Raw genomic sequence first — 24,963 nt, 5'->3', positions numbered from 1 at the left:
CCGGGGCGGAAGGACTTTGCATGAGCACCCTGTTTGAACCCCTGCGCGTTGGCGCGCTGACGCTGCGCAACCGCCTCGTCATGGCCCCCTTGACGCGCCAGCGCGCCAGCGAAGGCCGCGTGCCCAACGACTTGATGGTCGAGTACTACACCCAGCGCGCCGGCGCGGGTCTGATCTTGACCGAAGCCACCGCCGTGACCCCGCAAGGCGTGGGCTACGCCGACACCCCCGGGCTGTGGTCCACCGAACAAGTGAAGGGCTGGCGCAAAGTGACGGCGGCCGTGCACGAAAAAGGCGGCTTGATCGCTGCCCAGCTTTGGCACGTGGGCCGCATTTCCGACCCCATCTTCCTGAACGGCGAACTGCCCGTTGCGCCCAGCGCCATCGCGGCCGGCGGCCATGTCAGCCATGTACGCCCCAAGCGCGCCTACGTCACCCCGCGCGCGCTGGAAACGGCCGAGCTGCCCGGCGTGGTCGAGGCCTACCGCCATGGCGCGCAAATGGCCATGGAAGCGGGTTTCGACGGCGTTGAAGTGCACGCCGCCAACGGCTACCTGCTGGACCAGTTCCTGCAAGACAGCACCAACCAGCGCACCGACCAATACGGCGGATCGCTGGAAAACCGCGCCCGCCTGCTGCTGGAAGTGGTGGATGCGTGCGTGGCCGTCTGGGGCGCCGACCGCGTGGGCGTGCACCTGTCGCCGCGCGGCGATATCCACACCATGGGCGATTCCGATCTGGCCACCACCTTCTTGTACGTGGCCAGCGAACTCGGCAAGCGCGGCATCGCGTTTATTTGCGTGCGCGAACATGAAGCCGAAGACAGCCTGGGCCCGCGCCTGAAGGCGGCCTTTGGCGGCGTCTACATCGCCAACGAGGGCTACACGCGCGAATCCGCCGAAGCCGCTATCAACGCCGGCCGCGCCGACGCCGTGGCGTTTGGCGTGCCATACATTGCCAACCCCGACCTGGAACGCCGGTTTGAATTGAACGCCGAGCTGAACACGCCGGTGCCGTCCACGTTCTACGCGCAGGGCGCGCTCGGGTACACGGATTATCCGGCGCTGGCGTAAGCCGCCCGCCGTGCGGGAGCACGGCACCGGGGCAGGGCACTAGAACACAGCCCTAGAACACCGCGCGCATCGGGTAGGTGAACAAACCGAAGTGCGCGGCGTTCAGTCCCAAATGCGCCAGCACCGCCGCCGCCAGTCCGCCATGGCGGTAGGCCACGCCATAGGCGGCGCCGGCGATGGTGGCCAGCAGCATCCATTGCCAGCCGCCCGCGAAATGCGCCAGCCCGAACAGGATGGCGGCCACGCCCAGCGCGGCCCACGCGCCCCAGGCATGATGCCGCCAGCGCGCGGCCAACTGCTGCTGCACATAGCCGCGAAACAACGCTTCCTCGGCCAGCGTGACCAGCAACGCATTGTTGATGAGCCAGATCCAGCCCGAGTCCGGCCACTTGGGCGCCCAGCCCACCACACCCATCGCCAGCGCAATACCCAGGCAGGCCAGCACCGCCGCGCCACAAGCCAGCACGGCCGCCAACAAGGTGCGGCGCAGGTCGGCGCCCGCCATGGGCGGCGCCAAGGCCAGGACCACCCAGAAGGCAACCAAGGGCTTGTCCAGGTTCAGATACATGCCAAACGCCACCGCGTCCGCCGTCAGCGCAGCGGGCGCAATCACCAGCGGGTTGTGAAAGCCCGGCGCCAGATGCAGGAAGAGCGCGCCAGCCATCAGCAGGAACAAGACGTGGCCGGCCACGCGCGCCGCGTCGCCCGATCCTGGCCGCACCGAGGTCGCCGCCACGACCAGCAGCGCCGGCGCGGCGAATGCCACGGGATCAATGATGCCGTCAGCCCAAGCCCACCCCCATGCGACCGCCAACGGCGCCAGCGCCCAGCGCCGAGTGGCGGGCGGCCAAAGCAGGGCGGCGGCAAGGAACAGGGCGGGCCAGGGGCTTAGCAAGGTCATGAAGCAGGCGGGCGGAAAGCAAAGCGCAAAGTGTAAGCGCGCATGCCCGCTCTACCCACGTTCCAGGCTTTTCATTTCGACGCTTTCAGGCGACCATGCCGCAGCGGCGGCCAAACGCCCGTCACCCTATCCGGCCCAGCTTTGGGCGGCGCTTCAGGAGCCAGTATGAAAATGATCGCGTGGTTGATGTTGGCAGCGGCGTTGCTGCCCTTGGTATCGACAATCATCGCCAAGGCGGGGGGCAACAAGTTCGACAACAACGACCCTCGCGCATGGCTTGCCCGCCAGGAAGGCTGGCGCGCGCGCGCCAACGCGGCGCAGATCAATGCCTTTGAAGCGCTGCCGTTCTTCTTCGCGGCGGTGCTGTTTGCGCTGTACACGCAGGCGCCGCCCGCCCATGTGGCCACGCTGATGGCCTGCTGGATAGGCGTGCGGCTGGGCTATCTGGCCATGTACGTGGCGGGCTGGGGCGCGTTGCGATCGCTGGTCTGGGCGATCAGCGTGGGCTTCGTGATCGCCATCCTGTTTTCCGGGGTCTAAGGGAAACAAACCCCTGGAATCAAGCCCCTGGATATCAACCGCTGGAGCTCAAGCCCCAGCGTCACTTCCATTCAAAAACGGCGCGCGCGGTGCCCGTGCCTTGCACGGTTATCGCGCGTTCCTGTGTCTTGCCCTCAAACGTTGCTGAAATCTTGTAGCTGCCCGCAGGCAGCTTGACCAGCATGTAAGGGCCTTCGGAGGTCGCCTTCAAGACCTCCTTGCCTTGTGCGTCGAGGATGGTGACGGCGACGCTGGCCACATAGTCGGCCTTGCCGTCGCGCTGTGCCGCGAAAGTCAGCGCCAGCGGATAGTCTTTCGCGGCGGCTTTCATGGCTTCGGATTCATCGATGCCGATGCCGCCGCTGACGTATTGCACCGAGCCCTGGTGCTTGACCGGCGGCAACGCCGCTTGCGCGGTGGACAGCACGCCGGCGATGGCCATGCTGCCCAAGGCCATCATGGCGGACAGGGTGCAGCGTTCAATGCGTTTGTTCATCTGATTCTCCAGACGTGGATGATTGAGCTTCGACCCGGGCGACGGCACGGAGTTCGCGGCAGTGCGTCTCGGAGCTCAACCGTTTGTTTCCGTAGCCGTGATTCTGCCGCTGCCTTTCTGCCCGTCGCGTCACCCAGCATATCGCCGCGCTTTCACGCTTGCCAGGAAAATGCCAGCCGGCTTTCACCGCTGACCGTGCCGTCGGGTGCAAAGCGCCGTTCGTCCAATTGGCCCGCGCCACCCTCGCGCAGCACCAGCACGCTGGAGGCGCGGGTGCCGTAGTCGGGGCTGACGATGAACGGGCTGCTCAACAGCCTTTCGCGGTCGGGGGGCAGGCCGGTGGCGGGCATGTCCTCGTCCGTGGCGGTCTGCCGGTCCGCCAGCGCCTCGAACAAGGCGGGCAGGTCGGGTTGCGGCGTTCGGCCCAGCACCTCGGTGAACGCCGTCTTGGTGCGGGCCAGCTTGGGCCAGGGCGTGTCCAGCAAATGGTTCGACAGGGCATAGATGCCGGGCGCAAGCGGGCGCGGCGGGCCGTCGCGGTTGCTCAGGTACCAGGCCTGGCGGGTGTCGCCCACGATCAGGTTGAAGCCGTTGTACGCCTGATCCGATTCATGCGTGCGGGCCAGGTACGCCTGCGGCGAGTCGTTGCCGCGCAGGTAGTCCTCAACCAGCGCGCCGCGCGACGGGGCGGGGGCCAGATACCGGCCCGGTTCGCGGAAGTTGGTGACCAGCGCAAAGCGTCCTTGCGCCGTCACACCCATCCAGGTGCCGCCGGCAAGCCCGTCGCGCCCCGCGTACAGGCCGGGCGCATCGGCCCATTGCGCGGCCGGAAGCGTGGGGCGCGCGTGGAATTCGTCGCGGTTGGCGGCGATCAGGACGGGAATGCCCGGCAAGGCGTGCAGGGCCAATACGGCAAGACACATGGTTCAGACCTGGTTGGATGGAGGGGTAAGGGGATGGGTGGAGCGGCGCTTGGGCAAGGCGGCGAGGGGCGCGGCGGCAAATTCCGGACCGGCCAGCACAGCGCGCAAGTTCTCGATTTCGGCGGCCACGTCGGCCAGCGCCGGGGAGGGGGCGGCGATGGCCGCGACAGGCGGCGCCGCGCCTTCCGCCACTGCGACGCTCAAGGCGTGCAAGGCATGCGCCAGTTGCCCGACCTCGGCGGCGCTGGGCGTGGGCTGGTCGGCAGGCAGCGACCAGGCCGTGTCCGACACGGCGTTGGCCACACGCTCCAGCGCCACTTCCACCGGCCACCAGGCCAGCGCGCGGCGGCTGACCAAACGCGGCTCGGACAGGCCGCGCTGTAGCGCAATGCGCAAGTCCGACAGGCTCGCATAGGCGCGGGCGCGCAGGGCGTGGCGCTTGGCGGGGTCAGCCTGGAACACGGTGTTGACGTAAGCGGCCAGCGTGTCCATCGCGGTGGCGACGGCGTGGTCCAGGTTGTTGCGCTCTATACGGATCCACGGCAGATAACCCACCAGCAGCACGATGCCGGCCGCCACGCCCACATCAAGCAGGCGCGCCAGCGCGATGGCCCAGGTACCGGGCTGCAAGGCCCCGATCAGCAGCATCAGGATAGGCACCAGAATGGCGGAAAACAGCCCGTAGTTGCGTCGGATTGACCAGGGCAGCAAGGCCGCCAGCGCCGCCACCGTCAACACGCTGGCAATGCCGTTCTGGTCCACCGCCAGCACGGTGGCGCTGATGGCCACACCCACCACGCTGCCGCCGCAGCTTTGCAGCGCCCGCGCAAATACCGAGCCGAAGTTCGGCTTGAAGATCACCACCACAATCAAGGGCACCCAGTACGAACGCGGCAGTGACGCGGCCAGCGCCACGGCTTCGGCGGCGACCAGGCATAGCCCCAGCCGAATCAGGTAGCGCACGGTGGTCGGACCGGGTCGGTAGGTGCGTGCAAGCACCCGCCAGGGCGTGCGCGGAGGCACCGGCGCAAGCAAGGCTGCGGGGTCGGCGTCGGGCGTCTTGGCGCCCGTCAGCAAGGGTTCGGCTTGCGCCAGGGCATCCGCCAGTTCCGGCATGCCGGCTTGGCGCAGGGCCGCGATGTCGTCGCCGGGGGCGGGGGTTTGATCGTGTTCCACACGGTCGGCCAGATGGTTCATGACGCGCGCGCAGGCCGGCGGCAGAACACGGCCGGCGCGGGCCAGCGTCAGCGCGGTATTGGCCAGCGGCGTGCAGGCCTGGAGTTGCGCCACCAGGCGGGCCAGGCGTGGCGACGGCCCGGCCGCGCGGCCACGGGCCGCCAACACCGTGTCGTAGGCGGTGGTCATTGCCCCTTCCATGTCGCGCCGGGCCACCATGGTGCGCGAGGTGCCGATGGCGGCGAGCAGGGCGGCCAGCTTGCGGTAGACCAGCGCGACGGCGGCGCGTTCGGGGGCAATCGGGTGGACCACCCAGCCCACCAGGGTCAGCGCCAGGCCGAACAGCCCGCCCATGCCGACCAGCACCGATGGCAGCCAGGGCGGCAGGGTGGACGTCAGGCTGGAGCCCACGATGACGTACACCGCGAATTGCAACGTAGCGACCGCCGCGATGTTGTTGAAGGTGCCCACCAGGCTGGCGACGAGCACCAGCACCGTCATCGCGGCCGCCGTCCACAGCCCGTGTCCGGCCACCAGGTTGCCCAGCAAATAGCCCAGCGCGCCGCCGAACACGGTGCAGCCGATGGACAGCGCCCGGTTGCGGTAAGGGCCGCCGTTGTCGCCGGTGATGGCGGGCAGCGCGCCCAGGGCGACCAGCGCGGCGGGCCCGCTTTGCTCAAGCGCCAGGCCCACGGCCGTCGGCAGGCCGATGGCCAGCGCCGCCCGCAGCGCCACCCAACGGCTGACGGGTGACGGCTCCATGTGCGCCAGGTTCATCAGCCAGCGCATGTTGGCGCCGCGTGCAATCTTGGAGCGGAACACGGCGGGCTTCATGGTGATTGGGCGCGTCGGACGGGTGGGGTCAGGCCTTGATCAGCGGCGCTTCTGCGGGCGCCGCCAGCCGGAAGTAGTCTTCCGTGTTCAGCAGGATGGACGCGTCCAGCCGTCCGGCGTTGAACACGATTTCATCGTGGCGCGTGCGCAGGCTGGGGTCCACCAGCAGATGCAGATCCGGGTTGAAGGAAAACGGCGGGATGGCGCCAATTTCGCAGCCGGTGAGTTCGCGCGCCAGTTCCTGCGAGGCCAGCGACGCCTTCTTGCCGCCCGCGGCGCGCGCAATGGCGTCCAGGTCGGCCTGTTTGTCAGCGGGGAAAACGGCCAGCACGTTTTTGCGCACGTTCGATGAGATCTTCACGCGGCAGACCAGCGCCTTGGCGCCCTGGCTGACTTCGGTGCCCCGAATGGCAGCCACTTCCACCGAACGGCCGGCGGCGGGGTGGTTGATCAGGCGGTGACGCGCGTGGTGCTGGGCAAGCAGCGCTTGCAGGCGTTCGAAGACTTCCATATCGGTGGCGGCAGCGTAGAAACCAAGAAGGGGGAGGCGAACAACGGGTGCCGGACGTGGCGTATCGGATGTCGTACGTCGGCCCCGCTACGCATGATACGCCCGCCGGCCGCCGTCAGATCTCGCCCGTGAAGGCGTAGCCCCAACCCCACACGGTGCGGATCGGCAGTTCCACGTTCAGGTCCTGTGCCTTGCGCCGCAGGCGGCTGACCACGACATCGGTGCGTCGGACGGATTCACGGCCGGCCTGCGCATCGGCGCCGGAGGCATCGCCGCGCGGCAGGCGCTTGTCGGTCGACGTGGTCAGCTTCAGCAGGAATTCGCGTTCCGCCAGGGTGAGCGACACGCGGGTGCCTTGCGGGCTGACCAGCGTCCAGGCGGCGTCGTGGAATTGCCATTTGCCCGCGGCTTCTGCTGCCAGCGGCACGGCGCTGGCCCGCAAATCGGCCTCGGGCATCGCGGGGGGGCGGCGGCCCGTTGCTGGTACGCGGCGCACCAGCGCTTGCAATGCGGCGGCGATTTCCGCGGTGGCCACGTCATGCTGAAAGCAGGCGTCGGCGCCGCAATGCAGGCCAAGAATGCGGTTTTCGGGCGAATCAAAGTTGGACACGGCGATGATGCCCGCCGTCGTGTCCATGGCGCGCAGACCTGCGACGGCCATGCAGAGATCGGTAAGGTCGGCCTCCATCACTAGCAATGGCGTGCGGCGCGCCTGGAACAGGCGGAACAGGCCATTGGAGTCCTCGCACCGGCGTGGCGAGAATCCCATCTCGGCCAGTGCGTCGCTGCGGCGCACGCGTTGGTCGGGATCGGGAGAGAAGACGATCAGGTCTAGTAGGTCATTCATGAAATCGTAGTGATCTGTGCAGCTTGAGCCCTTGCATGATCCTACGAAACGGCGGCTTCCCTTACCCCGCTCAACGACACTTTCGTACCCGAATTCTCAGACATGATCGCAGGCGGCCTATCACCGTGAAACATGGGCGGGTTATCGAACAATGTTTGAATCAAGGCAAGCCGTCACAACCCTGACACGCGGTTGAACGCGCAGGGTCGGCTAGCGCCTTGCCGCGACGGGTGCCGACACGGTTGGTGGGACCGTGGCCGGCGTGGCGGCGGGCTCGTTCCACCAACCGCCGCCCAAGGCTTGCAACAGTGCCGCGGTGTCGGCGTAGCGGGCCGCATCCGCCTCGGTGCGCGCGATCCGCGTTTGCAGTAACTGGCGCTGGCTGTCCAGCAGGCTTTGGTGGCTGATGCCGCCTGCCTGGAAGCGGCCTTGCGCGATGCGCTCGGCGTCCGTCGCGCGGCGCCAGGCGTCGTCATAGGCGGCGTAGCTGTCGGCATCGGTCTGCACCGCGCGCAGGGCGTCGGCAACCTGGCGGAACCCGTCCAGCACCGTTTGCTGGTAGGCGGCGGCGGCCGCTTCGTAGGCCGCTTCGGCGGAACGCTTGCGCGCTCGCAGTTCACCCCCGCGAAACAGCGGTTGCACCAGCCCCAGCCCCAAGCTCCAGACGTTCACGCCGTCGGACAAGTCGCCCGCGCGCGTGCGCTGCGAGCCAAAGCTGGCCGTCAGCGTGAACTGCGGGTACTGGTTGGCGGCGGCCACGCCCACGTCGGCCGACGCCTGATGCCACAGCGCCTCGGCGGCCAGGATGTCCGGGCGCTGGCGTGTCAGCGCGGACGGCACGCCGGTGGGAATGTCGGCGGGCAGGCTCAGGTCGGCCAGGCGCAGGGGCGGCGTGCGCAGCGCGGCGGGCGGCAAGCCCAGGTACACCGCCAACTGATGCGTGGTTTGCGATAACTGCTTTTCCAGCGGCGGCAGCGTGGCGCGGGTTTGGGCCACCAGCAGTTCCTGGTTGCTCAGGTCGGCTTCTGCGACGCCGCCCGCCGCCACGCGCTGCCGCATGATGTCTTGCTGGCGCACTTGCGCGGCCAGCAGGTCGCGGGTGGCCGCCAACCGCTCGGACAGGTCGGCCTGGCGGATGGCGGCCGTCACCACATTGGCGGCCAGCGACATGCGCGCGGCCTGCAATTCGTGCGCCTGGTAATCCACCTGCGCCGCCATGCCTTCCAGCGCCCGTCGGTTGCCGCCGAACACGTCCAGCGTGTAGGACACATTGATCGAGGCGTTGTAGAGCGTGAAAGGCGGCGGCAATTCCGCCACCGGCACGCCGTAGGCGGAAGGGTCCACCTTCTGCCGCTTGGCGGACAGATCGGCGTCCACCGACGGCAACAGGCGGCCGCCGGTTTCGGCGTCCAGGTCTGCACTGGCCTGGCGCAGCTTGGCGCGCGCCTGGGCCAGCGTGGGGCTGGCTTCAAGCGCCTGGCGCACCAGTTGGTCCAGCGCGTCGGACTGGAACAGCCGCCACCATTGCGCGGGAATGTCGACGCCTGCTTGCAAGCGCTGCGCGCCTGGGGGCGTGGCGGCATCGTCGTGCGCCGTGTAGGACGTGGCGTCTGGCGCTGCGGGTGTCTTGAAGTCTGGCCCGACGGCGCAACCCGAGAATAAGACGGGCAGCCCGATCGCCACCAGCATTGCGACGCAGCGGCGCCCGACGCCCCGGTGCCCGACGCAACGGCGCCCGACGCAACGGCGCCCGACGCAACGGCGCCCGACGCAGCGGCGCGGCGCGGCAGATCGGGCCAAGGCCAGGCGGACAAAGGCCAGGCGGACAAAGGCGGCGCAAGAGTAGATAGGCGATAAGGCAAGGCGTGGCATGGCGCGTCAATCCAGGGTTCGGCGATAGAACTTCACGGCGGCGGTCATGACGACCGCGGTGAACAGCATCAGCGGCCAGATGCTGGGCCACAGGTCCCACCAGCCGTTGCCCTTGAGCAGGATGCCGCGTATCAGCCGGTTGAAGTGCGTCAGCGGCAGCAGGTTGCCCAGGTATTGCGCCCACATCGGCATGCCCTGAAACGGGAACATGAACCCGGACAGCAGCATGTTGGGCAGGAAATAAAACATGGTCAGCTGCATGGCCTGCAACTGGTTCTGCGCCAGTGACGACAGCGTGATGCCCACCGTCAGGTTCGCCGCCACGAACAGCAGCGCCGCCAGGTACACGGACAGCAGGCTGCCCAGGATAGGCACATGGAAAACGAAGTGCGCGGCCAGCAGGATGATGGTGGCCTGGATCAGCCCGATGGCGATGTAGGGCACGATCTTGCCGGTCATGACTTCAAGCGGGCGCACCGGCATCGACAGCAGGTTCTCCATCGTGCCGCGCTCGCGTTCGCGCGTCATGGCCAGGCCCGTCATCATCACCAAGGTCATCGTCAATATCACGCCCATCAGGCCGGGCACCGTGTTGTATTGCGAGATCTGCTCTTCGTTGTAGAGCTGGTGCACGCGCACGTCGAAAGGCGGCTGCCCGCCCGCCAGCCCGGCCAGCGGCCCGGTCAGGTCTTTCTGCGCCACGGCTTGCGTCAATTGCGTGGCCGCGCCAATCGCCATGCCGGTGGCCATGGGGTCGGTGGCATCGGCCTCGATCAACAGGGCGGGGCGTTCGCCGCGCAACAGCCGCCGCGAAAAATCCGGCGGAATGGTCACCACGAACAGCACGCGGCCTTGCGCCAGCGCGGCGCGGCCGGCTTCTTCGTTGTCCAGTTCTTCGGTGATGTGGAAGTAGTCGGACGACTTCATCGCCGCGATGAAGCTGCGCGTGAAGGGGCTGTGGTCGGCCGTGATGACGGCCGTGGGCATCTGCTTGGGGTCGGTGTTGATGGCGTAGCCAAACAGCGCCAACTGCATGATCGGCAGGCCCACGATCATGCCGAAGGTGATGCGGTCGCGGCGCAGTTGCAGAAATTCCTTCAGCACCATGCTCCACCAGCGCGCCCAGGAAAAGCCTTGCATGGCGCGCATCATGGGGGGCTCGCGAAGTTGTCGGTGGACCGGTTCATCAGGTAGATGAAGACGTCTTCCAGGCTGGTGTCGATGCGTTCCAGGCGCAGGTCCTGGCCACGGATGGCCTCGCGCAGCGTGCGTTCCAGCAGATCCGCGTCCTGGCCGCTGACATGCAACGCCGAGCCAAACGCCACGGTCTGGTCCACGCCCGGCGCGCTGCGCAGGCGCTGGCCCAGCGGCACCAGGTTGTGGCCGTGAATGGCAAAGGTGGACAGGCGCTGTTCCGCAATTACCTGTTCGGCCGTGCCTTGCGTCAGCAGCTTGCCGTACGAGATATAGGCCAGCTTGTGGCAGCGTTCGGCTTCGTCCATGTAGTGCGTGCTGACCAGCACCGAGATGCCGCGCGCGGCCAGCTCATGCAGTTGCTCCCAGAAGTCGCGCCGCGCGGTCGGGTCCACACCCGCCGTGGGTTCGTCCAGCAGCAGCAGGCGCGGTTCGTGCAGCAGGCAGGCGGCCAGCGCCATCCTCTGCTTCCAGCCGCCCGACAGCGACCCCGTCAACTGGTTGGCGCGGGTGTGCAGGCCCAGGTCTTCCAGGGCGCGGTCCACCGTCTGCCTGCGTTGCGGCATGCCGTACATGCGCGCCACAAAGTCCAGGTTTTCGCGGATGGTCAGGTCATCCCAGTACGAAAACTTCTGCGTCATGTAGCCCACGTGGCGCTTGATCTGGGCGCTGTCTTGAACAATGTCGTAGCCCAGGCAGGTGCCGCTGCCGGAGTCCGGCGTCAGCAACCCGCACATCAAGCGGATGCAGGTGGTCTTGCCGCTGCCGTTGGGGCCTAGAAAGCCGAAGATCTCGCCTTCTTGAACACGCAGCGATACGTCGTTGACCACATGCTTGTCGCCAAAGCGCTTGTTCAGGCCGCGCACGTCAATCACGGCCTTGCCGGGTTCGGGCGCACCGTTTTGCGTCGCGGTTGAGGCGGACGTGTTCATTGCAGCGTCGCCTCGACCGGTTGTCCAGGATGCAGCCGCGCGGCGGCGTCCGGCGCGGGGCGCGCTTCAACCATGTAGACCAGCTTGCTGCGGCTTTCGCGGCTGTAGATGACGGGCGGGGTGTATTCGGCCTGGTCAGACACGTAGTCGATATGCACGGGGATGGGGTCGCCGCAGCCGTCGCAGCGCAGCGTGGCCGTCTGGCCGGTCTTCAGTGTGCCCACCACGGTTTCGGGCACGAAGAAGCGCACCTTCACATTGCCGGGCGGCAGCAGGCTGACCACGGGGCTGCCCGCGGGCACCCATTCGCCCACGCGGTACATGGTGTCGAACACTTGGCCCGCGGCCGGCGCGCCCAACTGCTTTTGCGCCAAGGTCCATTCCGCCTGCGCCAGCGCGGCGCGTGCGGCCGCAACTTGGGCGGCCTGCGCGCGGCGCTGGTCGTCGCGGCCGGGCAGGTTGGCCACTTCCAGTTGGGCGCGCAGTTCGCGCACGCGGGCGGCGTCCGACTGCGCCTGTTCACGGCTGTCGTCCAACTGCGCGCGCGCAATGCCGCCGATGCGGTACTGCGCCGTATCGCGTTGCAGTTGCGCGGCCGAGCGGCGGCTGGCGGCCTCGGCTTGCGCCAGTTGCGCGCGGCTGACGTCGATTTCCGCCGGCCGCTTGCCGGTCGCGATGTCTTCCAATTGCGCGGTGGCGGCCGCCAACTGCGCACTGGCCTCATCACGGGCGGCGCGTTCGCGCGTGGCTTCCAGCGCAAACAGCGGCGCGTCGGCGCTGACCTGCTGCCCGCGCTTGACGTCCAGCGCATCCAGGCGGCCGGCTTCGGACGAGGCCACATACACGTAGTCGCCTTCCACATACCCCTGGTAGAACGGCGTGCTGTCCTGGCCGCAGCCGGCCAACAGCAAGGTCAACACCGGCAGGCCGGGCAGGAATCGAAGCAGGATAGGGCGGGCGAGCATGGTCGGCATCTTCAGGGTGGGCAACCACAGGGTCGGCGTCCTCATGGTGGAAATCCTCATGGCGGGCATCCTCATGGGCGAGCGGTATCGGAAGACGGGGCAGGCGGCGAAAACAGGCCGCCGGTCAGCATGGCAATGGCGTGCGCCGCGATCGCCTGGGTATCGATGGCTTGCGCCTGGGCGTCGCCTTGCCAGATGCGGCGCCACAGGTTGGACGTAGCCAGCGGCAACAGGGTCAGGCCAAGAATGGAAAGAAACACCAGCCGGGGTTCAACGCCGGGCGTGATCGCGCCTTGCTGCTGGGCCTGGCCGATCATTCCGGCAAAGGCGGCCAGCCGGTCGGTGGGCAGGTGAGGCAGCACCCGTTCACGCAGTTGCCCGCCTTCATTCACCACTTCATGCATCCACAACGCCGGCAACCACGGTCGCTCCGTCGCGCTTTGCACGATGCGATTCACGATTTCCGTCAGGTAGCCGCGCGCCGCCGTGGCGAGGTCGATGTCGGGGTTGCTGTCGGCATCAGGACCCGATTCCGAGGCCAGCCGCACCGGCGCCCAGACATAGCCAATCACCGGCACGACCCGTTCCAGCACCACGGCATCGATCAATTGGTCGCGGCTTTTGAAGTAGTAGTGCAGCATCGCCGGGGTGACGGTGGCGCGTTGGGCGATCTGCGCGATGGTGGTGGCCGCCACGCCCTGCGCGGCGAACAGGCCGGTGGCGATGTCCAGCAATTGGGCGCGCATGGCGGCGTTGTCGGGGCCGGCGGCACGTGCGGGGCGGCCGGGGCGGCGGGTGGGGGCGGAAGGGGTTGGGCACATGGCGGGCAGTTTAATTAAGTATTTAATTAATTAAAAGGGGCCGGCATTAAATGTTGAAACGCAGGGCGGTGGGCAACGATGGTGTAATGGCTCGGTTCCCCAATCTGCCGCCCGGGCCTTGCCTGCAAGGCCTGGGCAGCTTCCCAGGAGGCTGGACTTCATGACGCAATCCCCATCCATCAACCGCCGCATCGTGCTTGCTGCCCGCCCGCATGGCGAGCCCACCGATAGCGATTTCCGCCTGGAAACGGGCGAGGTCCCGCAGCCCGGCCCCGGTCAGGTGCTGCTGCGCACCGTGTACCTGTCTCTGGACCCCTACATGCGCGGCCGCATGAGCGACGCGCCTTCCTACGCCGAACCCGTGCAGGTCGGCCAGCCCATGGTGGGCGGCACGGTGACCCGCGTGCAGGCGTCCAATCACCCTGATTACCAGCCCGGTGAATGGGTATTGGCCCAATCCGGCTGGCAGGACTACGCCTTGTCCGACGGCGCCGGTCTGCTGCGCCTGGGCCCCAAGCCACAACATCCGTCGTATTCGCTGGGCGTGCTGGGCATGCCCGGTTTCACGGGCTACATGGGGCTGCTGGACATCGGCCAGCCCAAGGCCGGCGAAACCGTGGTGGTGGCCGCGGCCAGCGGCGCGGTGGGCGCGGTGGTGGGGCAGATCGCGAAAATCCACGGCTGCAAGGTCGTTGGCATTGCGGGCGGCGCGGACAAATGCCGCTACGTGGTCGACGAACTGGGCTTTGACGACTGCCTGGACCACAAGTCGCCTGACCTGGCCGGCCGTCTGGCGCGCGCCGTGCCGCAGGGCATTGACGTGTACTTCGAAAACGTGGGCGGCGCGGTGTTTGATGCCGTGCTGCCGCTGCTGAACCCGCGCGCCCGCGTGCCGGTCTGCGGCTTGATCTCGGCCTACAACGCCACCAGCCTGCCCGATGGCCCGGACCGCCTGGCGCTGTTGATGCGCAACATTCTGACCAAGCGGCTGAAGGTGCAGGGCTTCATCATCTTCAACGAATACGCACACCGCTATGGCGAATTCCGCGAAGCCATGGAAGGCTTGATTGCACAAGGCCGCATCAAGTATCGCGAAGACGTGGTCGAGGGCTTGGAGAACGCGCCGCGCGGCCTGATCGGCCTGCTCAAGGGCGAAAACGCCGGCAAGCGCATTGTGCGCGTCGGCCCGGACGAATAAGCGCGTACACGCAATCGGAGCGAAACATGAAAATCCTGATCGTGCTGACTTCCCACGACACGCTGGGCGACACCGGCCGCAAGACGGGCTTCTGGCTGGAAGAGTTTGCCGCGCCGTATTACGCGTTCGTTGACGCGGGCGCGGCGGTCACGCTGGCGTCGCCCAAGGGCGGCCAGCCGCCGTTGGACCCCAAGAGCGACGACCCCGACGCGCAGACGGACGCCACGCGCCGTTTCCGCCAGGACGCCGACGCGCAGCGCGTCCTGGCCAACACGCAGCGGCTGGCCGACATGCAGGCGGCGGACTTCGACGCGGTGTTCTATCCCGGCGGCCATGGCCCGCTGTGGGATCTGGCGGAAGACGCCAAGTCGGTTGCACTGATCGAAACCATGCTGGCCGCGGGCAAGCCGGTGTCCGCCGTGTGCCATGCGCCCGGCGTGTTGCGTCACGCCAAGACGGCGGACGGCAAGCCCTTGGTGCAAGGGCGGCAGATAACGGGCTTTTCCAACAGCGAAGAGGCAGCGGTGCAGTTGACCGATGTGGTGCCGTTCCTGGTGGAAGACGAACTGACGCACTTGGGCGGGCTGTACAGCCGTGGTCCGGATTGGCAGCCGCATGTGGTGTGCGACGGCTTGTTGGTCACGGGACAGAACCCGGCGTCGTCCGTGGGCGTGGCAGAAGCGCTGCTTGAGCGTTTGAAGCACTGAAGCACTGAAGCGCAGAAGCGCAGAGGTGCAGAAGCGAAGAAGCGCCGAAACGCCGAAACGCCGAAACGCCGAACCACTGAAGTTCTTCACAACGCCACATGGCGCGGAGGCGCGCGGATATTGAATCTGCGCCGCTCTCCCAACGCTGCTCTGTTTCGTCAGGATTGGTGCGCACTGTGTCAGAATCGCTACTTTCCGACACAAGTGCGCCGCTCAACCGAGCCGCTGCGCACCTTTCCTGATGCCCCCCGACGTACCCGAAACACCAGCAGGTTCCTGCGAGGCCGCGCTGTTCGCCGCCATGCAGGCGCGCGACCCGGCCACCGGCCGACATTGCGGCCGTGTGGTCGCCCTAAGCGTGGCGCTGGCGCAGGCCTGCGGCCTGTCCGAAGACGAACAACAGGCCGCCGCCGTGGCCGCGCGGTTGCATGATGTGGGCAAGATCGGCACGCCGGATCGCGTGCTGTTTTCTCCGAATCGCCTGGAAGGCGAAGACTGGGAAATCATGAAGTCCCACGCGGCGGTCGGCGCCGACATCATCTTGCACAGCGCGATGCCGCAACGCGACCTGATCGCGCAAGCGGTACGCCACCATCACGAGCATTTCGATGGCTCCGGTTATCCGGCCGGCCTGCACGGACACGACATTCCGATGCTATCGCGCATTATTTCGCTGGCCGATTCTTACGATGCGCTAGGCGACGCACGCCCGTATCACCCCGCGCGTGGGCATACCGAGATCATGCGGATCTTGCACCGCGAAGCCGGTGCCAAGTGCGACCCGGATCTGTTGCGCGTGTTCGAAGCGATGATAGAAACGAGCAGGCTGCGGGTGCCGTGAACCGCAGCGGGCGTTTCATGCGTATGGGCGCAGGCGCTTCATTCGTAGGATGGGTGAAGCGCGAGAAATCAGCCCGAAGAAAGCTGGCCTGTGCCGCGCGTAACCCATCAAGCAACCGTGGATGAATTCCACCTTCGGCAAGAACTTTGCGGTTGCTGATGGGTTACGCGCGTTTCGCGTCAGGGTGCTTTTAAAAGGCTTCCGCGCGCTTCACCCATCCTACGGCAGCGGGCGTCTTACGTAGGATGGGTGAAGCGCGAGACATCAGCCCAAAGAAAGCCGGCCTATGCCGCGCGTAACCCATCAAGCAACCGTCGATGAATTCCACCTTCGGCAAGAACTTTGCGGTTGCTGATGGGTTACGCGCGTTTCGCGTCAGGGTTCTTTTAAAGGCTTTCCCGCGCTTCACCCATCCTACAGTCGATACGTTTTTGCTACCGTGGCCAACTCTTGCAGCGTGCGTTGTTGCCAGGCTGCGTCGTGGCCCAGCTCTTCCGCAAGGATGCGCGCGACCTCGGGGGCGGCCAGCATGGCGGCTTCCGCGTCCAAAAACAGCGCGCGGTTGCGGCGGGCCAGCACGTCCTCGGCGCTGCGCGCCAACTCATAGCGCGCCGCGAAGCGTACGTGCGCTTCCGACAAGCCGCTGGCCTTGACCAGCATGCGATCAGCACCCGGCAGCGCTTTCAGCACCGCAAGATCGCTGCCGTAGTAGCTGTCCGGCGTTCCTGCATGCTCTTCGGACGGCGCCAGGCCCGCCGCGCCGTGCAGCGGCAGCGATTCGGTCCGGCACGTTGCCTGCGTCAACAGTTGATGTTGAATCGCCGTGTCCACCACGTCCTGCGCCATGCGGCGGTAGGTCGTCCACTTGCCGCCCGTTACCGTCACCAGTCCCGCGTTGGACACCAAAATCGTGTGCTCGCGCGACAACTGCTTGGTCGACGCCTCGCCCGTGGCCTTGACCAGCGGACGCAGGCCCGACCAGACGCTGGTGACGTCGTCGCGGGTCGGCTTGCGGCTGAGGTAGCGCGCGGCGGTGCTCAGGATGAAGTCCACATCCTGCGCGCCGGCTTCCGGGTCCAGCGGCAGATCGCCGCGCGGCGTGTCGGTGGTGCCCACGATGGTGTGGCCGTTCCATGGCACCACGAACAGCACACGGCCGTCGTCGGTCTTCGGGATAAGGATGGCGCGTTTGCCGGGCAGGAACTCTTGCGGCAAGGTCAGGTGCACGCCCTGGCTGGGTGCCACCATCGTGGCCGCGTTCTTGTCTTCCATGCGGCGCACGGCGTCCACCCAGACACCGGTGGCGTTGATCACGCAACGCGCGCGCAACGAGAAGCTGGTGCCGCCAATCACATCTTGCGCGGTCACGCCGTCAACCTTGCCATTGCTGGTGCTCAGCCCCGTGGCGCGCACATAGTTCACGGCCGTGCCGCCCAGGTCGAACAGCGTGCGCATCAGGCTCATCGCCAGGCGCGCGTCATCGAACTGGCCGTCGTAATACAGCACGCCGCCTTTCAAACCGCGTCCGTTGACGTTTTCCGCCAGCGTAGGCGCGTTGGCCAGCGTGTCGCGGCGCGACAACCAGCGGCTGGGCGCCAGGTTCAGTTTGCCGGCCAGCATGTCGTACATCTTCAGGCCGATGCCGTAGAAGGGCTGGTCGAACAGGTTGTAGGCGGGCACCACAAAGCCCAGCGGCCACACCAGGTGCGGCGCGTTGCGATTCAGCAAGCCACGCTCGTGCAGCGCTTCGCGCACCAGGCTGACATTGCCTTGGGCCAGATAGCGCACGCCGCCGTGTACCAGCTTGGTGGCCTTGCTGGACGTGCCCTTGGCGAAGTCGGCGCCTTCGATCAGCAGGGTGCGGTAGCCGCGCGCGGCGGCGTCCACGGCGGTGCCCAGGCCCGTTGCGCCGCCACCGATGACGATGACGTCCCAGGACGGCGTGTTGTCCAGCGTGGACAGCAGGCGGTTGCGATCGGGCGGGGTGACGTTGGCTAGCGGTTGGTTCATAGGTCGGATGCTGAGGTATTCGTGGGGAGCTCTACGCCGGCCCCGTTGGGCGCGGCCGCGACTTCGCAGCGCACGCCGGAATCCAGCAGCACCTGCGCCAGTGGTTCCTGCGGGTGCGCGTCGGTAAAGAATCGGTCGATTTGCGAGATATGCGCCAGTTCCACCATGGCCTGGCGTTTGAATTTGCTGCTGTCGGCGGCCAGCCAGACTTCGCGCGATTGTTCGATGATGGTTCGCGCCACCCGCACTTCGCGGAAGTCGTAGTCGCGCAGCGTGCCGTCGGCTTCAATGCCCGAAATGCCGATCAGGCCGATATCCACCTTGAACTGGCGGATGAAATCCATCGTGGCTTCGCCCACGATGCCGCGGTCGCGCGAACGCACCACGCCGCCGGCCACGATGACTTCGCAGTCCGGGTTGTCGGACAGGATGTCCGCCACATGCAGATTGTTCGTAATGACGCGCAGGCCACGATGGCGCAGCAGGGCGCGCGCGATGGCTTCGGTGGTGGTGCCGATGTTCAAGATCAGCGAACAGCCGTCCGGCACGGCGCGCGCCACGGCTTCGGCAATGCGCTGCTTGCCCGCCGCATGCAACCCCTGGCGTTTGCGGTAGGCGATGTTCTCGATGGTGGACGCTTCGATGCGCACGCCACCATGAAAGCGCGACAGCATGCCGGCTTCAGAAAGGATGTTGACGTCGCGCCGCACGGTCTGCAGCGTGACGTCAAAGCGTTTGGCGAGCTCTTCGATCGTGGCCGAGCCTTGGGCTCGCACCATTTCGACCAACGCGCTCTGTCGTGGATTCAGTGTCATATTCGCATGATAAAACAACAAAAGCGAAAAATAATGCCGCACTGCAAGATTGTTTTTTGTTCGCTTCTTGGGTAAAACGCAAAAAAAACGAAAGCCACCTGAAAGAGTATGCTCATCCTGTTACGCCATTGCGCGTAGCGGCTGGGGCGCTGTACCGAATACCGAAGTCCGTTTTTAAAACAGGGACATATAAGTAGGTTGAGGAGACTAGATGCAGCTGACCTTGGACAGGATAGGTTTGCGAGCCGGTTCGCAAACGCACCTGACTCCCATGAGCCTGGCCCCCGTGCCGGGAGCCATGACGGTGCTGCTGGGGGTGACCCTGGCGGGAAAAACCTCGTTGATGCGCATCATGGCCGGGCTGGACCGACCCACCGAAGGCCGCGTGCTGGTTGACGGCGTGGACGTCACGGGCGTGCCCGTGCGCCAGCGCAACGTCGCCATGGTCTACCAGCAGTTCATCAATTACCCGTCCATGTCGGTCTACGACAACATCGCGTCGCCGCTGAAGCTGCGCGGCGAAAAGGACATCCGCGAAAAAGTCCGCGCCATGGCGGTCCGGCTGCACATCGACCACCTGCTGGCCCGCTACCCGTCTGAATTGTCGGGCGGGCAACAACAGCGCGTGGCGCTGGCCCGGGCCTTGGTCAAGGACGCGCCCTTGATCCTGCTGGACGAGCCCCTGGTCAACCTGGATTACAAGCTGCGCGAAGAACTGCGCGACGAGCTTTCGGAATTGTTCGCCGAAGGGCGTTCCACCGTGGTCTACGCCACGACCGAACCCGGCGAAGCCCTGTTGCTGGGCGGCCACACCGCCGTGCTGGACGCGGGTGAACTGCTGCAATACGGTCCCACCGCCGAGGTCTTTCACCGCCCCAATTCCATCCGCGTGGCGCGCGCGTTCAGCGATCCGCCCATGAATCTGTTCGCGGCCCGGCGCACGGACACGGGTTTTGTCCTGCAAGGCCAGGTGGCGGTTGACCGCAGCCTGCCTGCGCAGGCGGGCGCCGACATCACGGCGGGCCTGCGCGCGGGCGCGCTGGACGTGGAGCCGCGCCCGGGCCATATCGGCCTGGCCGGCGTGGTGAAGCTGGCTGAAATCTCAGGCTCCGACACCTTCGTGCATGCGGAAACCGCCGCGGGCGACGTGGTAGCGCAACTGCCCGGCGTGCACCGCTACACCTTGGACGAGCGCGTGCAACTGTATTTCGACCCGGCCCAGACATATGCCTTCGACGTCAGCGGCGCGCTGTTGGCCGCGCCGCGCCAGCCCGCCGGCGCAGGGGAGGTGGCCTGATGGCGCAGATTGAGCTGGACCTCTCCCATTCCTACGTCGCCGACCCCAAGACCGACGACGACTACGCACTGCTGCCGCTGCAATTCACCTTTCGCGACGGCGGCGCCTATGCCTTGCTGGGCCCGTCGGGCTGCGGCAAGACCACCTTGCTCAACTGCGTGTCCGGCTTGTTGCGCCCCTCGCACGGGCGCATTTTGTTCGACGGCCAGGACGTCACTGGCAAATCCCCGCAAGCGCGCAACATCGCGCAGGTGTTCCAGTTTCCGGTGGTCTACGACACGATGACGGTGGCCGACAACCTGGCCTTTCCGCTGCGCAACCGGGGCGTGCCGCCCGAGCGCATCCGCGAACGGGTGGGCCGCATTGCCGAAATGCTGGAGATGTCGCATGTGCTGGATCGCCGTGCCAGCGGCCTTACGGCAGACGCCAAGCAGAAGATATCGCTGGGCCGTGGGCTGGTGCGCAGCGACGTGTCGGCCATTCTGTTCGACGAACCCTTGACCGTGATTGACCCGCAACTGAAGTGGGAGCTGCGGCGCAAGCTCAAGGAAATCCATCACGAATTCAAGCTGACGCTGATCTACGTGACGCATGACCAGACCGAAGCGCTGACGTTTGCCGACCAGGTCATGGTGATGGCGCGCGGTCGCGCCGTGCAGGTGGGCAGCGCGGACGATCTCTTCGAACGGCCGGCGCACACCTTCGTGGGCCACTTCATCGGGTCGCCCGGCATGAACTTCCTGCCGGCAGAATGGCGCGACGATGCGCTGTGGGTGGGGCAGGCGCGCGTGCAAGGCGCCACATCCGATGTGGCTGCAAAGCTGGCCAATGCAGGCCCCATCAAACTAGGCGTGCGCCCGGAATACCTGCGGGTGACGGACGCGAACGCGGCGGGCGCCGTGCCCATGCGCGTGGAGCGTATTCAGGACGTGGGCACCTACACCTTGCTGGTGGCCGACTTCGAAGGCACGCCGGTGCGCGCCCGCCTGGGCAGCAACATCGTGCCCACAGCTGTGGGCGGCACCGTCTGGTTGTCGGTGCTGAATCCGCACACCTGCTTTTACCGCGACGAGGTGCTGATCCCATGAAACCCATCGATCACCGGGCCTGGTTCCTGGTTTTACCCGTGGTGTTGTGCGTGGCGTTCTCGGCCATCTTGCCGCTGATGACCATCGTCAATTATTCCGTGCAAGACATCATTGCCCCCGACCGCCGCGTCTTCGTGGGCACCGAGTGGTTTGCGGCCGTGCTGCAAGACGAAGAGCTGCATGGCGCCTTGTTCCGCCAGATCGGCTTTTCGCTGGCGGTGCTGGCCATTGAGATTCCGCTGGGCATCTTGCTTGCCCTGTCCATGCCCGCCAGCGGTTGGCGCGCGTCGGCCGTGCTGGTGATCATTGCGCTGTCCTTGCTGATTCCGTGGAACGTGGTGGGCACCATCTGGCAGGTGTTCGGCCGCACCGACATCGGGCTGTTGGGCGCGACCTTGTCGTGGCTGGGGGTGGACTACAACTACACCGGCAACGACGTGGACGCCTGGGTGACCGTGCTGGTCATGGACGTGTGGCACTGGACGCCGCTGGTCGCGCTGCTGTGCTATGCGGGCCTGCGCGCCATTCCCGACGCCTACTACCAGGCGGCGCGTATCGACGGCGCGTCACGGCTGGCGGTGTTCCGCTATATCCAACTGCCCAAGATGCGCGGCGTGTTGATGATCGCCGTGCTGCTGCGCTTCATGGACAGCTTCATGATCTACACCGAGCCCTTCGTGCTGACGGGCGGCGGGCCGGGTAACGCCACGACGTTCCTCTCGCAGTACCTGACGCAAAAGGCCGTGGGCCAGTTCGACCTGGGCCCCGCCGCGGCGTTCTCCATCATTTACTTCCTGATCATCCTGCTGCTGTGCTTCATCCTCTACAACTGGATGCAGCGCGCGGGCACGACCGGCGGCGTCGACGAGGAGCATCCCCATGCGTGACCAATCCACCTGGTGGCGTTCCGCCTTCCTGATCCTGTACCTGGTGTTCGCGATGCTGCCGCTGTATTGGATGTTGAACATGTCGTTCAAGACCAATACCGAAATCGTCAGCACGCTGACGCTGTGGCCGCGCGACTTCACGTTCGAGCATTACCGCACCATCTTTACCGACCCCGCCTGGTATTCGGGCTACATCAATTCCCTGATCTACGTCGTCATCAATACGGTGATCTCGCTGGCGGTGGCGCTGCCCGCCGCCTATGCGTTTTCGCGCTACCGCTTCATCGGCGACAAGCACGTGTTCTTCTGGCTGCTGACCAACCGCATGACGCCGCCCGCCGTGTTCCTGCTGCCGTTCTTCCAGCTCTACAGTTCGTTCGGGCTGATGGACACGCACCTGGCCGTGGCGCTGGCGCATCTGGTGTTCAACGTGCCGCTGGCCGTGTGGATTCTGGAAGGCTTCATGTCCGGCGTGCCGCGCGAAATCGACGAAACCGCTTATGTGGACGGCTATTCCTTTCCCCGGTTTTTCCTGACGATCTTCCTGCCGCTGATCAAGTCGGGCGTGGGCGTGGCGGCGTTCTTCTGCTTCATGTTCAGCTGGGTGGAATTGCTGCTGGCGCGCACGCTGACGTCGGTTAACGCCAAGCCCATCGTGGCCACCATGACCCGAACCGTGTCGGCGTCCGGCATGGATTGGGGCGTGCTGGCGGCGGCCGGTGTGTTGACCATCGTGCCCGGCGGCATCGTCATCTGGTTCGTGCGCCACTACATCGCGAAGGGTTTCGCGATGGGCCGCGTGTAGAAGGGGGCCGACATGTTCAGTTGGATGGTATGGACCACGCCGGTTGCCGTGTTTTTCACTTGCATCGTGTTGATGCTGATCGGCATGACCGTGTGGGAACTGAAATCGCCCACGGTCGAGCGCAAGGGATTTCTGCCGCTGCGCACCACGCGCGGTGACAGGCTGTTTATTGGATTGATGGCCGCGGCCTGGCTCAACCTGGCGTTTCTGGGGTTTGGCGAAAAGGTGATGGAGTGGCTGTCACTGGATGAGCCGCCATCGGTATGGATCAGCTTCGTGGCGTCCATGCTGTTGCTGGCTTTCATCATAAGAAAAGGCTGAAGGGGCGCGTCGACCCCGGGCAGGTTGGGATGGATGGTTTTGAAGGACTGCGGCCCGCATCTTCCCCGGCCAGAGGTCCGCAGCAGAACAGAAGGGGAAGGGTATTCGAGGAGACAGGTCATGAAATTGCGCATGCACGCCATGGCGGCCGCTATCGCCCTGATCGGCACATCAGGGGCTTGGGCCGGCGAGCCGGAGGCGAAGAAGTGGGTGGATTCCGAGTTCCAGCCTTCCACGCTGTCCAAGGACCAGCAGATGGCCGAGATGAAGTGGTTCATGGACGCCGCGGCCAAGCTGAAGGCCAAGGGCGTCAATGAAATCAACGTCGTGTCGGAAACCATCACCACGCACGAGTACGAATCCAAGACGCTGGCCAAGGCGTTCAGTGAAATCACCGGCATCAAGGTCAATCACGACCTGATCCAGGAAGGCGACGTGGTCGAGAAACTGCAAACGTCGATGCAGTCGGGCAAATCGATCTACGACGGCTGGATCTCGGACTCCGACCTGATCGGCACCCACTACCGCTACGGCGCCATTTTGCCGCTGTCGGACTACATGGCCGGCGCGGGCAAGGAATGGACCAACCCCAACCTGGACATCAAGGACTTCATCGGCACCAAGTTCACCACCGCACCCGACGGTAAGCTGTACCAGTTGCCCGACCAGCAGTTTGCCAACGTGTATTGGTTCCGCGCCGACTGGTTCGCCCGGCAAGATTTGAAAGACAAGTTCAAGGCCAAGTACGGCTATGACCTGGGCGTGCCCACCAATTGGTCCGCCTATGAAGACATTGCCGACTTCTTCTCGAACGACGTCAAGGAAATCGACGGCAAGAAGGTCTATGGCCACATGGACTACGGCAAGAAAGACCCGTCGCTGGGCTGGCGCTTTACCGATGCGTGGCTGTCCATGGCCGGCGCGGCCGACAAGGGCTTGCCTAACGGCATGCCGGTGGATGAATGGGGCATTCGCGTGGCGGATGACAAGTGCACGCCGGTGGGCGCGTCGGTGTCGCGCGGCGGCGCCACCAACAGCCCAGCCGCCGTCTATGCGCTGACGAAGTACATCGACTGGATGAAGAAGTACTCGCCGCAGCAGGCCATGGGCATGACGTTTTCGGAATCCGGCCCGGTGCCCGCCCAAGGCCAGATCGCCCAGCAGATCTTCTGGTACACGGCGTTTACCGCCGACATGACCAAGAAGGGCCTGCCGGTCGTGAACGACGACGGCACGCCGAAATGGCGCATGGCGCCGTCGCCCTATGGCCCGTACTGGAAGGACGGCATGCAGAACGGCTACCAGGACGTGGGTTCATGGACGTTCTTCAAGTCCACCAACCCCGACAAGATGGCCGCGGCCTGGCTGTATGCGCAGTTCGTCACGTCGAAGTCGGTATCGCTGAAAAAATCCATCACCGGCCTGACTTTCATCCGCGACAGCGACATCAACAGCGAGTTCTTCACCAAGAACGCCGCCAACTACGGGGGGCTGATCGAGTTCTACCGCAGCCCGGCGCGCGTGGCATGGACGCCCACCGGCAACAACGTGCCGGATTACCCGAAGCTGGCGCAGTTGTGGTGGAAGAACGTGGCCACGGCAGTCACGGGTGAGAAAACCCCGCAGGCCGCCATGGACAGCCTGGCCAATGAGATGGACCAGGTGATGGCGCGGCTGGAGCGCGCAGGCATGGCGCAATGCGCGCCCAAGCTGAACCCGAAGAGCAACCCCAGCAAGTGGCTGTCGGACCAGCACGCGCCGTGGAAGAAGCTGGCCAACGAGAAGCCCAAGGGCGAGACCATTCCCTATGAGCAACTGCTGGCAGCCTGGAAGGAGGGCAAGGTTCGGTAGGGGGGTGGGTGAACAGGCAGGGCGCAGCCCACGGATAGCCGCATCGGTTATCCGTGGG

24 protein-coding genes are annotated in these 24,963 nt (G+C 65.9%); 11 read left to right on the top strand and 13 right to left on the bottom strand.

Going from position 1 to position 24,963, the window contains the following annotated elements:
* Window positions 1-20 precede the first annotated feature (20 nt).
* Window positions 21-1,073, top strand: a complete 1,053-nt coding sequence (locus tag M2361_RS08865; protein ID WP_259248089.1) for an alkene reductase — start codon at window positions 21-23, stop codon at window positions 1,071-1,073.
* 52 nt (window positions 1,074-1,125) lie between these two features.
* Here the strand turns inward: M2361_RS08865 and M2361_RS08860 are convergent, their stop codons facing one another.
* Window positions 1,126-1,974, bottom strand: a complete 849-nt coding sequence (locus tag M2361_RS08860) for a CPBP family intramembrane glutamic endopeptidase (protein WP_259248088.1) — start codon at window positions 1,972-1,974, stop codon at window positions 1,126-1,128.
* 165 nt (window positions 1,975-2,139) lie between these two features.
* Between M2361_RS08860 and M2361_RS08855 the strand changes: the two genes are divergently transcribed.
* On the top strand, window positions 2,140-2,514 hold the full coding sequence (locus M2361_RS08855; protein ID WP_100855978.1) for an MAPEG family protein: 375 nt from the start codon (window positions 2,140-2,142) through the stop codon (window positions 2,512-2,514).
* Between the two features lie 61 nt (window positions 2,515-2,575).
* Here M2361_RS08855 and M2361_RS08850 read toward each other — a convergent pair whose 3' ends face one another.
* The 10 genes from M2361_RS08850 to M2361_RS08805 form a co-directional block, all read right to left on the bottom strand.
* Window positions 2,576-3,010, bottom strand: a complete 435-nt coding sequence (locus tag M2361_RS08850; protein WP_259248079.1) for a carboxypeptidase-like regulatory domain-containing protein — start codon at window positions 3,008-3,010, stop codon at window positions 2,576-2,578.
* A gap of 152 nt (window positions 3,011-3,162) precedes the next feature.
* Window positions 3,163-3,933 (bottom strand): NRDE family protein, encoded by a 771-nt coding sequence (locus M2361_RS08845; protein WP_259248076.1) that lies wholly within the window; start codon window positions 3,931-3,933, stop codon window positions 3,163-3,165.
* 3 nt (window positions 3,934-3,936) lie between these two features.
* Window positions 3,937-5,943: an FUSC family protein gene (locus M2361_RS08840; protein ID WP_259248074.1), complete on the bottom strand. Its 2,007-nt coding sequence runs from the start codon at window positions 5,941-5,943 to the stop codon at window positions 3,937-3,939.
* Window positions 5,944-5,971: 28 nt separating this feature from the next.
* A complete protein-coding gene (locus tag M2361_RS08835; RefSeq protein ID WP_259248072.1) occupies window positions 5,972-6,454 on the bottom strand; it encodes a YbaK/prolyl-tRNA synthetase associated domain-containing protein in 483 nt (160 codons plus the stop codon).
* Between the two features lie 115 nt (window positions 6,455-6,569).
* Window positions 6,570-7,301 (bottom strand): DNA-binding response regulator, encoded by a 732-nt coding sequence (locus tag M2361_RS08830; RefSeq protein ID WP_259248071.1) that lies wholly within the window; start codon window positions 7,299-7,301, stop codon window positions 6,570-6,572.
* A gap of 210 nt (window positions 7,302-7,511) precedes the next feature.
* Window positions 7,512-8,990 carry an efflux transporter outer membrane subunit gene (locus M2361_RS08825; protein WP_259248069.1) on the bottom strand — a complete coding sequence of 493 codons (1,479 nt, stop codon included), beginning with the start codon at window positions 8,988-8,990 and terminating at the stop codon, window positions 7,512-7,514.
* A gap of 189 nt (window positions 8,991-9,179) precedes the next feature.
* Window positions 9,180-10,325, bottom strand: a complete 1,146-nt coding sequence (locus tag M2361_RS08820; protein WP_100855973.1) for an ABC transporter permease — start codon at window positions 10,323-10,325, stop codon at window positions 9,180-9,182.
* Window positions 10,322-11,299, bottom strand: a complete 978-nt coding sequence (locus M2361_RS08815) for an ABC transporter ATP-binding protein (protein WP_259248061.1) — start codon at window positions 11,297-11,299, stop codon at window positions 10,322-10,324. The genes M2361_RS08820 and M2361_RS08815 overlap by 4 nt, the downstream gene beginning before the upstream one ends.
* Complete coding sequence (locus M2361_RS08810) at window positions 11,296-12,264, bottom strand: HlyD family secretion protein (protein WP_259249265.1); 969 nt, start codon at window positions 12,262-12,264, stop codon at window positions 11,296-11,298. The genes M2361_RS08815 and M2361_RS08810 overlap by 4 nt, the downstream gene beginning before the upstream one ends.
* A 71-nt stretch (window positions 12,265-12,335) precedes the next feature.
* Window positions 12,336-13,085 carry a TetR/AcrR family transcriptional regulator gene (locus tag M2361_RS08805; RefSeq protein WP_259248060.1) on the bottom strand — a complete coding sequence of 250 codons (750 nt, stop codon included), beginning with the start codon at window positions 13,083-13,085 and terminating at the stop codon, window positions 12,336-12,338.
* Between the two features lie 160 nt (window positions 13,086-13,245).
* On the opposite strand from M2361_RS08805, the gene M2361_RS08800 reads away from it, so the two are divergent.
* From M2361_RS08800 to M2361_RS08790, 3 genes are all read left to right on the top strand, one after another.
* On the top strand, window positions 13,246-14,283 hold the full coding sequence (locus M2361_RS08800) for an NADP-dependent oxidoreductase (protein ID WP_259248058.1): 1,038 nt from the start codon (window positions 13,246-13,248) through the stop codon (window positions 14,281-14,283).
* Window positions 14,284-14,309: 26 nt separating this feature from the next.
* The gene (locus M2361_RS08795) at window positions 14,310-14,990 is read left to right on the top strand and encodes a type 1 glutamine amidotransferase domain-containing protein (RefSeq protein ID WP_259248056.1); all 681 of its coding nucleotides are present in this window, start codon (window positions 14,310-14,312) and stop codon (window positions 14,988-14,990) included.
* A gap of 241 nt (window positions 14,991-15,231) precedes the next feature.
* Entirely contained in the window at window positions 15,232-15,831 is a 600-nt protein-coding gene (locus tag M2361_RS08790; RefSeq protein ID WP_259248055.1) for an HD-GYP domain-containing protein, read from the top strand.
* A gap of 414 nt (window positions 15,832-16,245) precedes the next feature.
* On the opposite strand, the gene M2361_RS08785 is transcribed toward M2361_RS08790, so the two are convergent.
* The gene (locus M2361_RS08785) at window positions 16,246-17,841 is read right to left on the bottom strand and encodes a glycerol-3-phosphate dehydrogenase/oxidase (protein WP_259248054.1); all 1,596 of its coding nucleotides are present in this window, start codon (window positions 17,839-17,841) and stop codon (window positions 16,246-16,248) included.
* Window positions 17,838-18,656, bottom strand: a complete 819-nt coding sequence (locus tag M2361_RS08780; RefSeq protein WP_259248046.1) for a DeoR/GlpR family DNA-binding transcription regulator — start codon at window positions 18,654-18,656, stop codon at window positions 17,838-17,840. The genes M2361_RS08785 and M2361_RS08780 overlap by 4 nt, the downstream gene beginning before the upstream one ends.
* A 211-nt stretch (window positions 18,657-18,867) precedes the next feature.
* Between M2361_RS08780 and M2361_RS08775 the strand changes: the two genes are divergently transcribed.
* The 6 genes from M2361_RS08775 (at window position 18,868) to M2361_RS08750 (ending at window position 24,905) form a co-directional block, all read left to right on the top strand.
* Window positions 18,868-19,953: an ABC transporter ATP-binding protein gene (locus tag M2361_RS08775; protein WP_259248044.1), complete on the top strand. Its 1,086-nt coding sequence runs from the start codon at window positions 18,868-18,870 to the stop codon at window positions 19,951-19,953.
* Window positions 19,953-21,041, top strand: coding sequence for an ABC transporter ATP-binding protein (locus M2361_RS08770; protein WP_259248042.1), 1,089 nt, complete (start codon window positions 19,953-19,955; stop codon window positions 21,039-21,041). Before M2361_RS08775 ends, M2361_RS08770 begins: the two co-directional genes overlap by 1 nt.
* Window positions 21,038-21,928 carry a carbohydrate ABC transporter permease gene (locus M2361_RS08765; RefSeq protein ID WP_050446975.1) on the top strand — a complete coding sequence of 297 codons (891 nt, stop codon included), beginning with the start codon at window positions 21,038-21,040 and terminating at the stop codon, window positions 21,926-21,928. The genes M2361_RS08770 and M2361_RS08765 overlap by 4 nt, the downstream gene beginning before the upstream one ends.
* Window positions 21,921-22,733, top strand: a complete 813-nt coding sequence (locus M2361_RS08760) for a carbohydrate ABC transporter permease (protein ID WP_100855963.1) — start codon at window positions 21,921-21,923, stop codon at window positions 22,731-22,733. Before M2361_RS08765 ends, M2361_RS08760 begins: the two co-directional genes overlap by 8 nt.
* 12 nt (window positions 22,734-22,745) lie before the next feature.
* Window positions 22,746-23,054 carry a DUF2160 domain-containing protein gene (locus tag M2361_RS08755; RefSeq protein ID WP_100855962.1) on the top strand — a complete coding sequence of 103 codons (309 nt, stop codon included), beginning with the start codon at window positions 22,746-22,748 and terminating at the stop codon, window positions 23,052-23,054.
* Between the two features lie 120 nt (window positions 23,055-23,174).
* Entirely contained in the window at window positions 23,175-24,905 is a 1,731-nt protein-coding gene (locus M2361_RS08750) for an ABC transporter substrate-binding protein (RefSeq protein WP_100855961.1), read from the top strand.
* Window positions 24,906-24,963: the final 58 nt, after the last annotated feature.

This window comes from Achromobacter sp. JUb104 (assembly GCF_024806975.1).
Lineage (GTDB): Bacteria > Pseudomonadota > Gammaproteobacteria > Burkholderiales > Burkholderiaceae_B > Achromobacter > Achromobacter spanius.
This window is presented reverse-complemented; position numbering and strand designations above follow the sequence as displayed.

Coding starts and splice junctions, on each gene's coding strand:
- M2361_RS08790 (WP_259248055.1), top strand. CDS start 15,232: ATGCCCCCCGACGTACCCGAAACACCAGCAGGTTCCTGCGAGGCCGCG.
- M2361_RS08770 (WP_259248042.1), top strand. CDS start 19,953: ATGGCGCAGATTGAGCTGGACCTCTCCCATTCCTACGTCGCCGACCCC.
- M2361_RS08765 (WP_050446975.1), top strand. CDS start 21,038: ATGAAACCCATCGATCACCGGGCCTGGTTCCTGGTTTTACCCGTGGTG.
- M2361_RS08785 (WP_259248054.1), bottom strand. CDS start 17,841: ATGAACCAACCGCTAGCCAACGTCACCCCGCCCGATCGCAACCGCCTG.
- M2361_RS08825 (WP_259248069.1), bottom strand. CDS start 8,990: ATGCTGGTGGCGATCGGGCTGCCCGTCTTATTCTCGGGTTGCGCCGTC.
- M2361_RS08780 (WP_259248046.1), bottom strand. CDS start 18,656: ATGACACTGAATCCACGACAGAGCGCGTTGGTCGAAATGGTGCGAGCC.
- M2361_RS08860 (WP_259248088.1), bottom strand. CDS start 1,974: ATGACCTTGCTAAGCCCCTGGCCCGCCCTGTTCCTTGCCGCCGCCCTG.
- M2361_RS08760 (WP_100855963.1), top strand. CDS start 21,921: ATGCGTGACCAATCCACCTGGTGGCGTTCCGCCTTCCTGATCCTGTAC.
- M2361_RS08820 (WP_100855973.1), bottom strand. CDS start 10,325: ATGATGCGCGCCATGCAAGGCTTTTCCTGGGCGCGCTGGTGGAGCATG.
- M2361_RS08805 (WP_259248060.1), bottom strand. CDS start 13,085: ATGTGCCCAACCCCTTCCGCCCCCACCCGCCGCCCCGGCCGCCCCGCA.
- M2361_RS08815 (WP_259248061.1), bottom strand. CDS start 11,299: ATGAACACGTCCGCCTCAACCGCGACGCAAAACGGTGCGCCCGAACCC.
- M2361_RS08865 (WP_259248089.1), top strand. CDS start 21: ATGAGCACCCTGTTTGAACCCCTGCGCGTTGGCGCGCTGACGCTGCGC.
- M2361_RS08810 (WP_259249265.1), bottom strand. CDS start 12,264: ATGCTCGCCCGCCCTATCCTGCTTCGATTCCTGCCCGGCCTGCCGGTG.
- M2361_RS08750 (WP_100855961.1), top strand. CDS start 23,175: ATGAAATTGCGCATGCACGCCATGGCGGCCGCTATCGCCCTGATCGGC.
- M2361_RS08850 (WP_259248079.1), bottom strand. CDS start 3,010: ATGAACAAACGCATTGAACGCTGCACCCTGTCCGCCATGATGGCCTTG.
- M2361_RS08840 (WP_259248074.1), bottom strand. CDS start 5,943: ATGAAGCCCGCCGTGTTCCGCTCCAAGATTGCACGCGGCGCCAACATG.
- M2361_RS08855 (WP_100855978.1), top strand. CDS start 2,140: ATGAAAATGATCGCGTGGTTGATGTTGGCAGCGGCGTTGCTGCCCTTG.
- M2361_RS08835 (WP_259248072.1), bottom strand. CDS start 6,454: ATGGAAGTCTTCGAACGCCTGCAAGCGCTGCTTGCCCAGCACCACGCG.
- M2361_RS08755 (WP_100855962.1), top strand. CDS start 22,746: ATGTTCAGTTGGATGGTATGGACCACGCCGGTTGCCGTGTTTTTCACT.
- M2361_RS08800 (WP_259248058.1), top strand. CDS start 13,246: ATGACGCAATCCCCATCCATCAACCGCCGCATCGTGCTTGCTGCCCGC.
- M2361_RS08795 (WP_259248056.1), top strand. CDS start 14,310: ATGAAAATCCTGATCGTGCTGACTTCCCACGACACGCTGGGCGACACC.
- M2361_RS08830 (WP_259248071.1), bottom strand. CDS start 7,301: ATGAATGACCTACTAGACCTGATCGTCTTCTCTCCCGATCCCGACCAA.
- M2361_RS08775 (WP_259248044.1), top strand. CDS start 18,868: ATGCAGCTGACCTTGGACAGGATAGGTTTGCGAGCCGGTTCGCAAACG.
- M2361_RS08845 (WP_259248076.1), bottom strand. CDS start 3,933: ATGTGTCTTGCCGTATTGGCCCTGCACGCCTTGCCGGGCATTCCCGTC.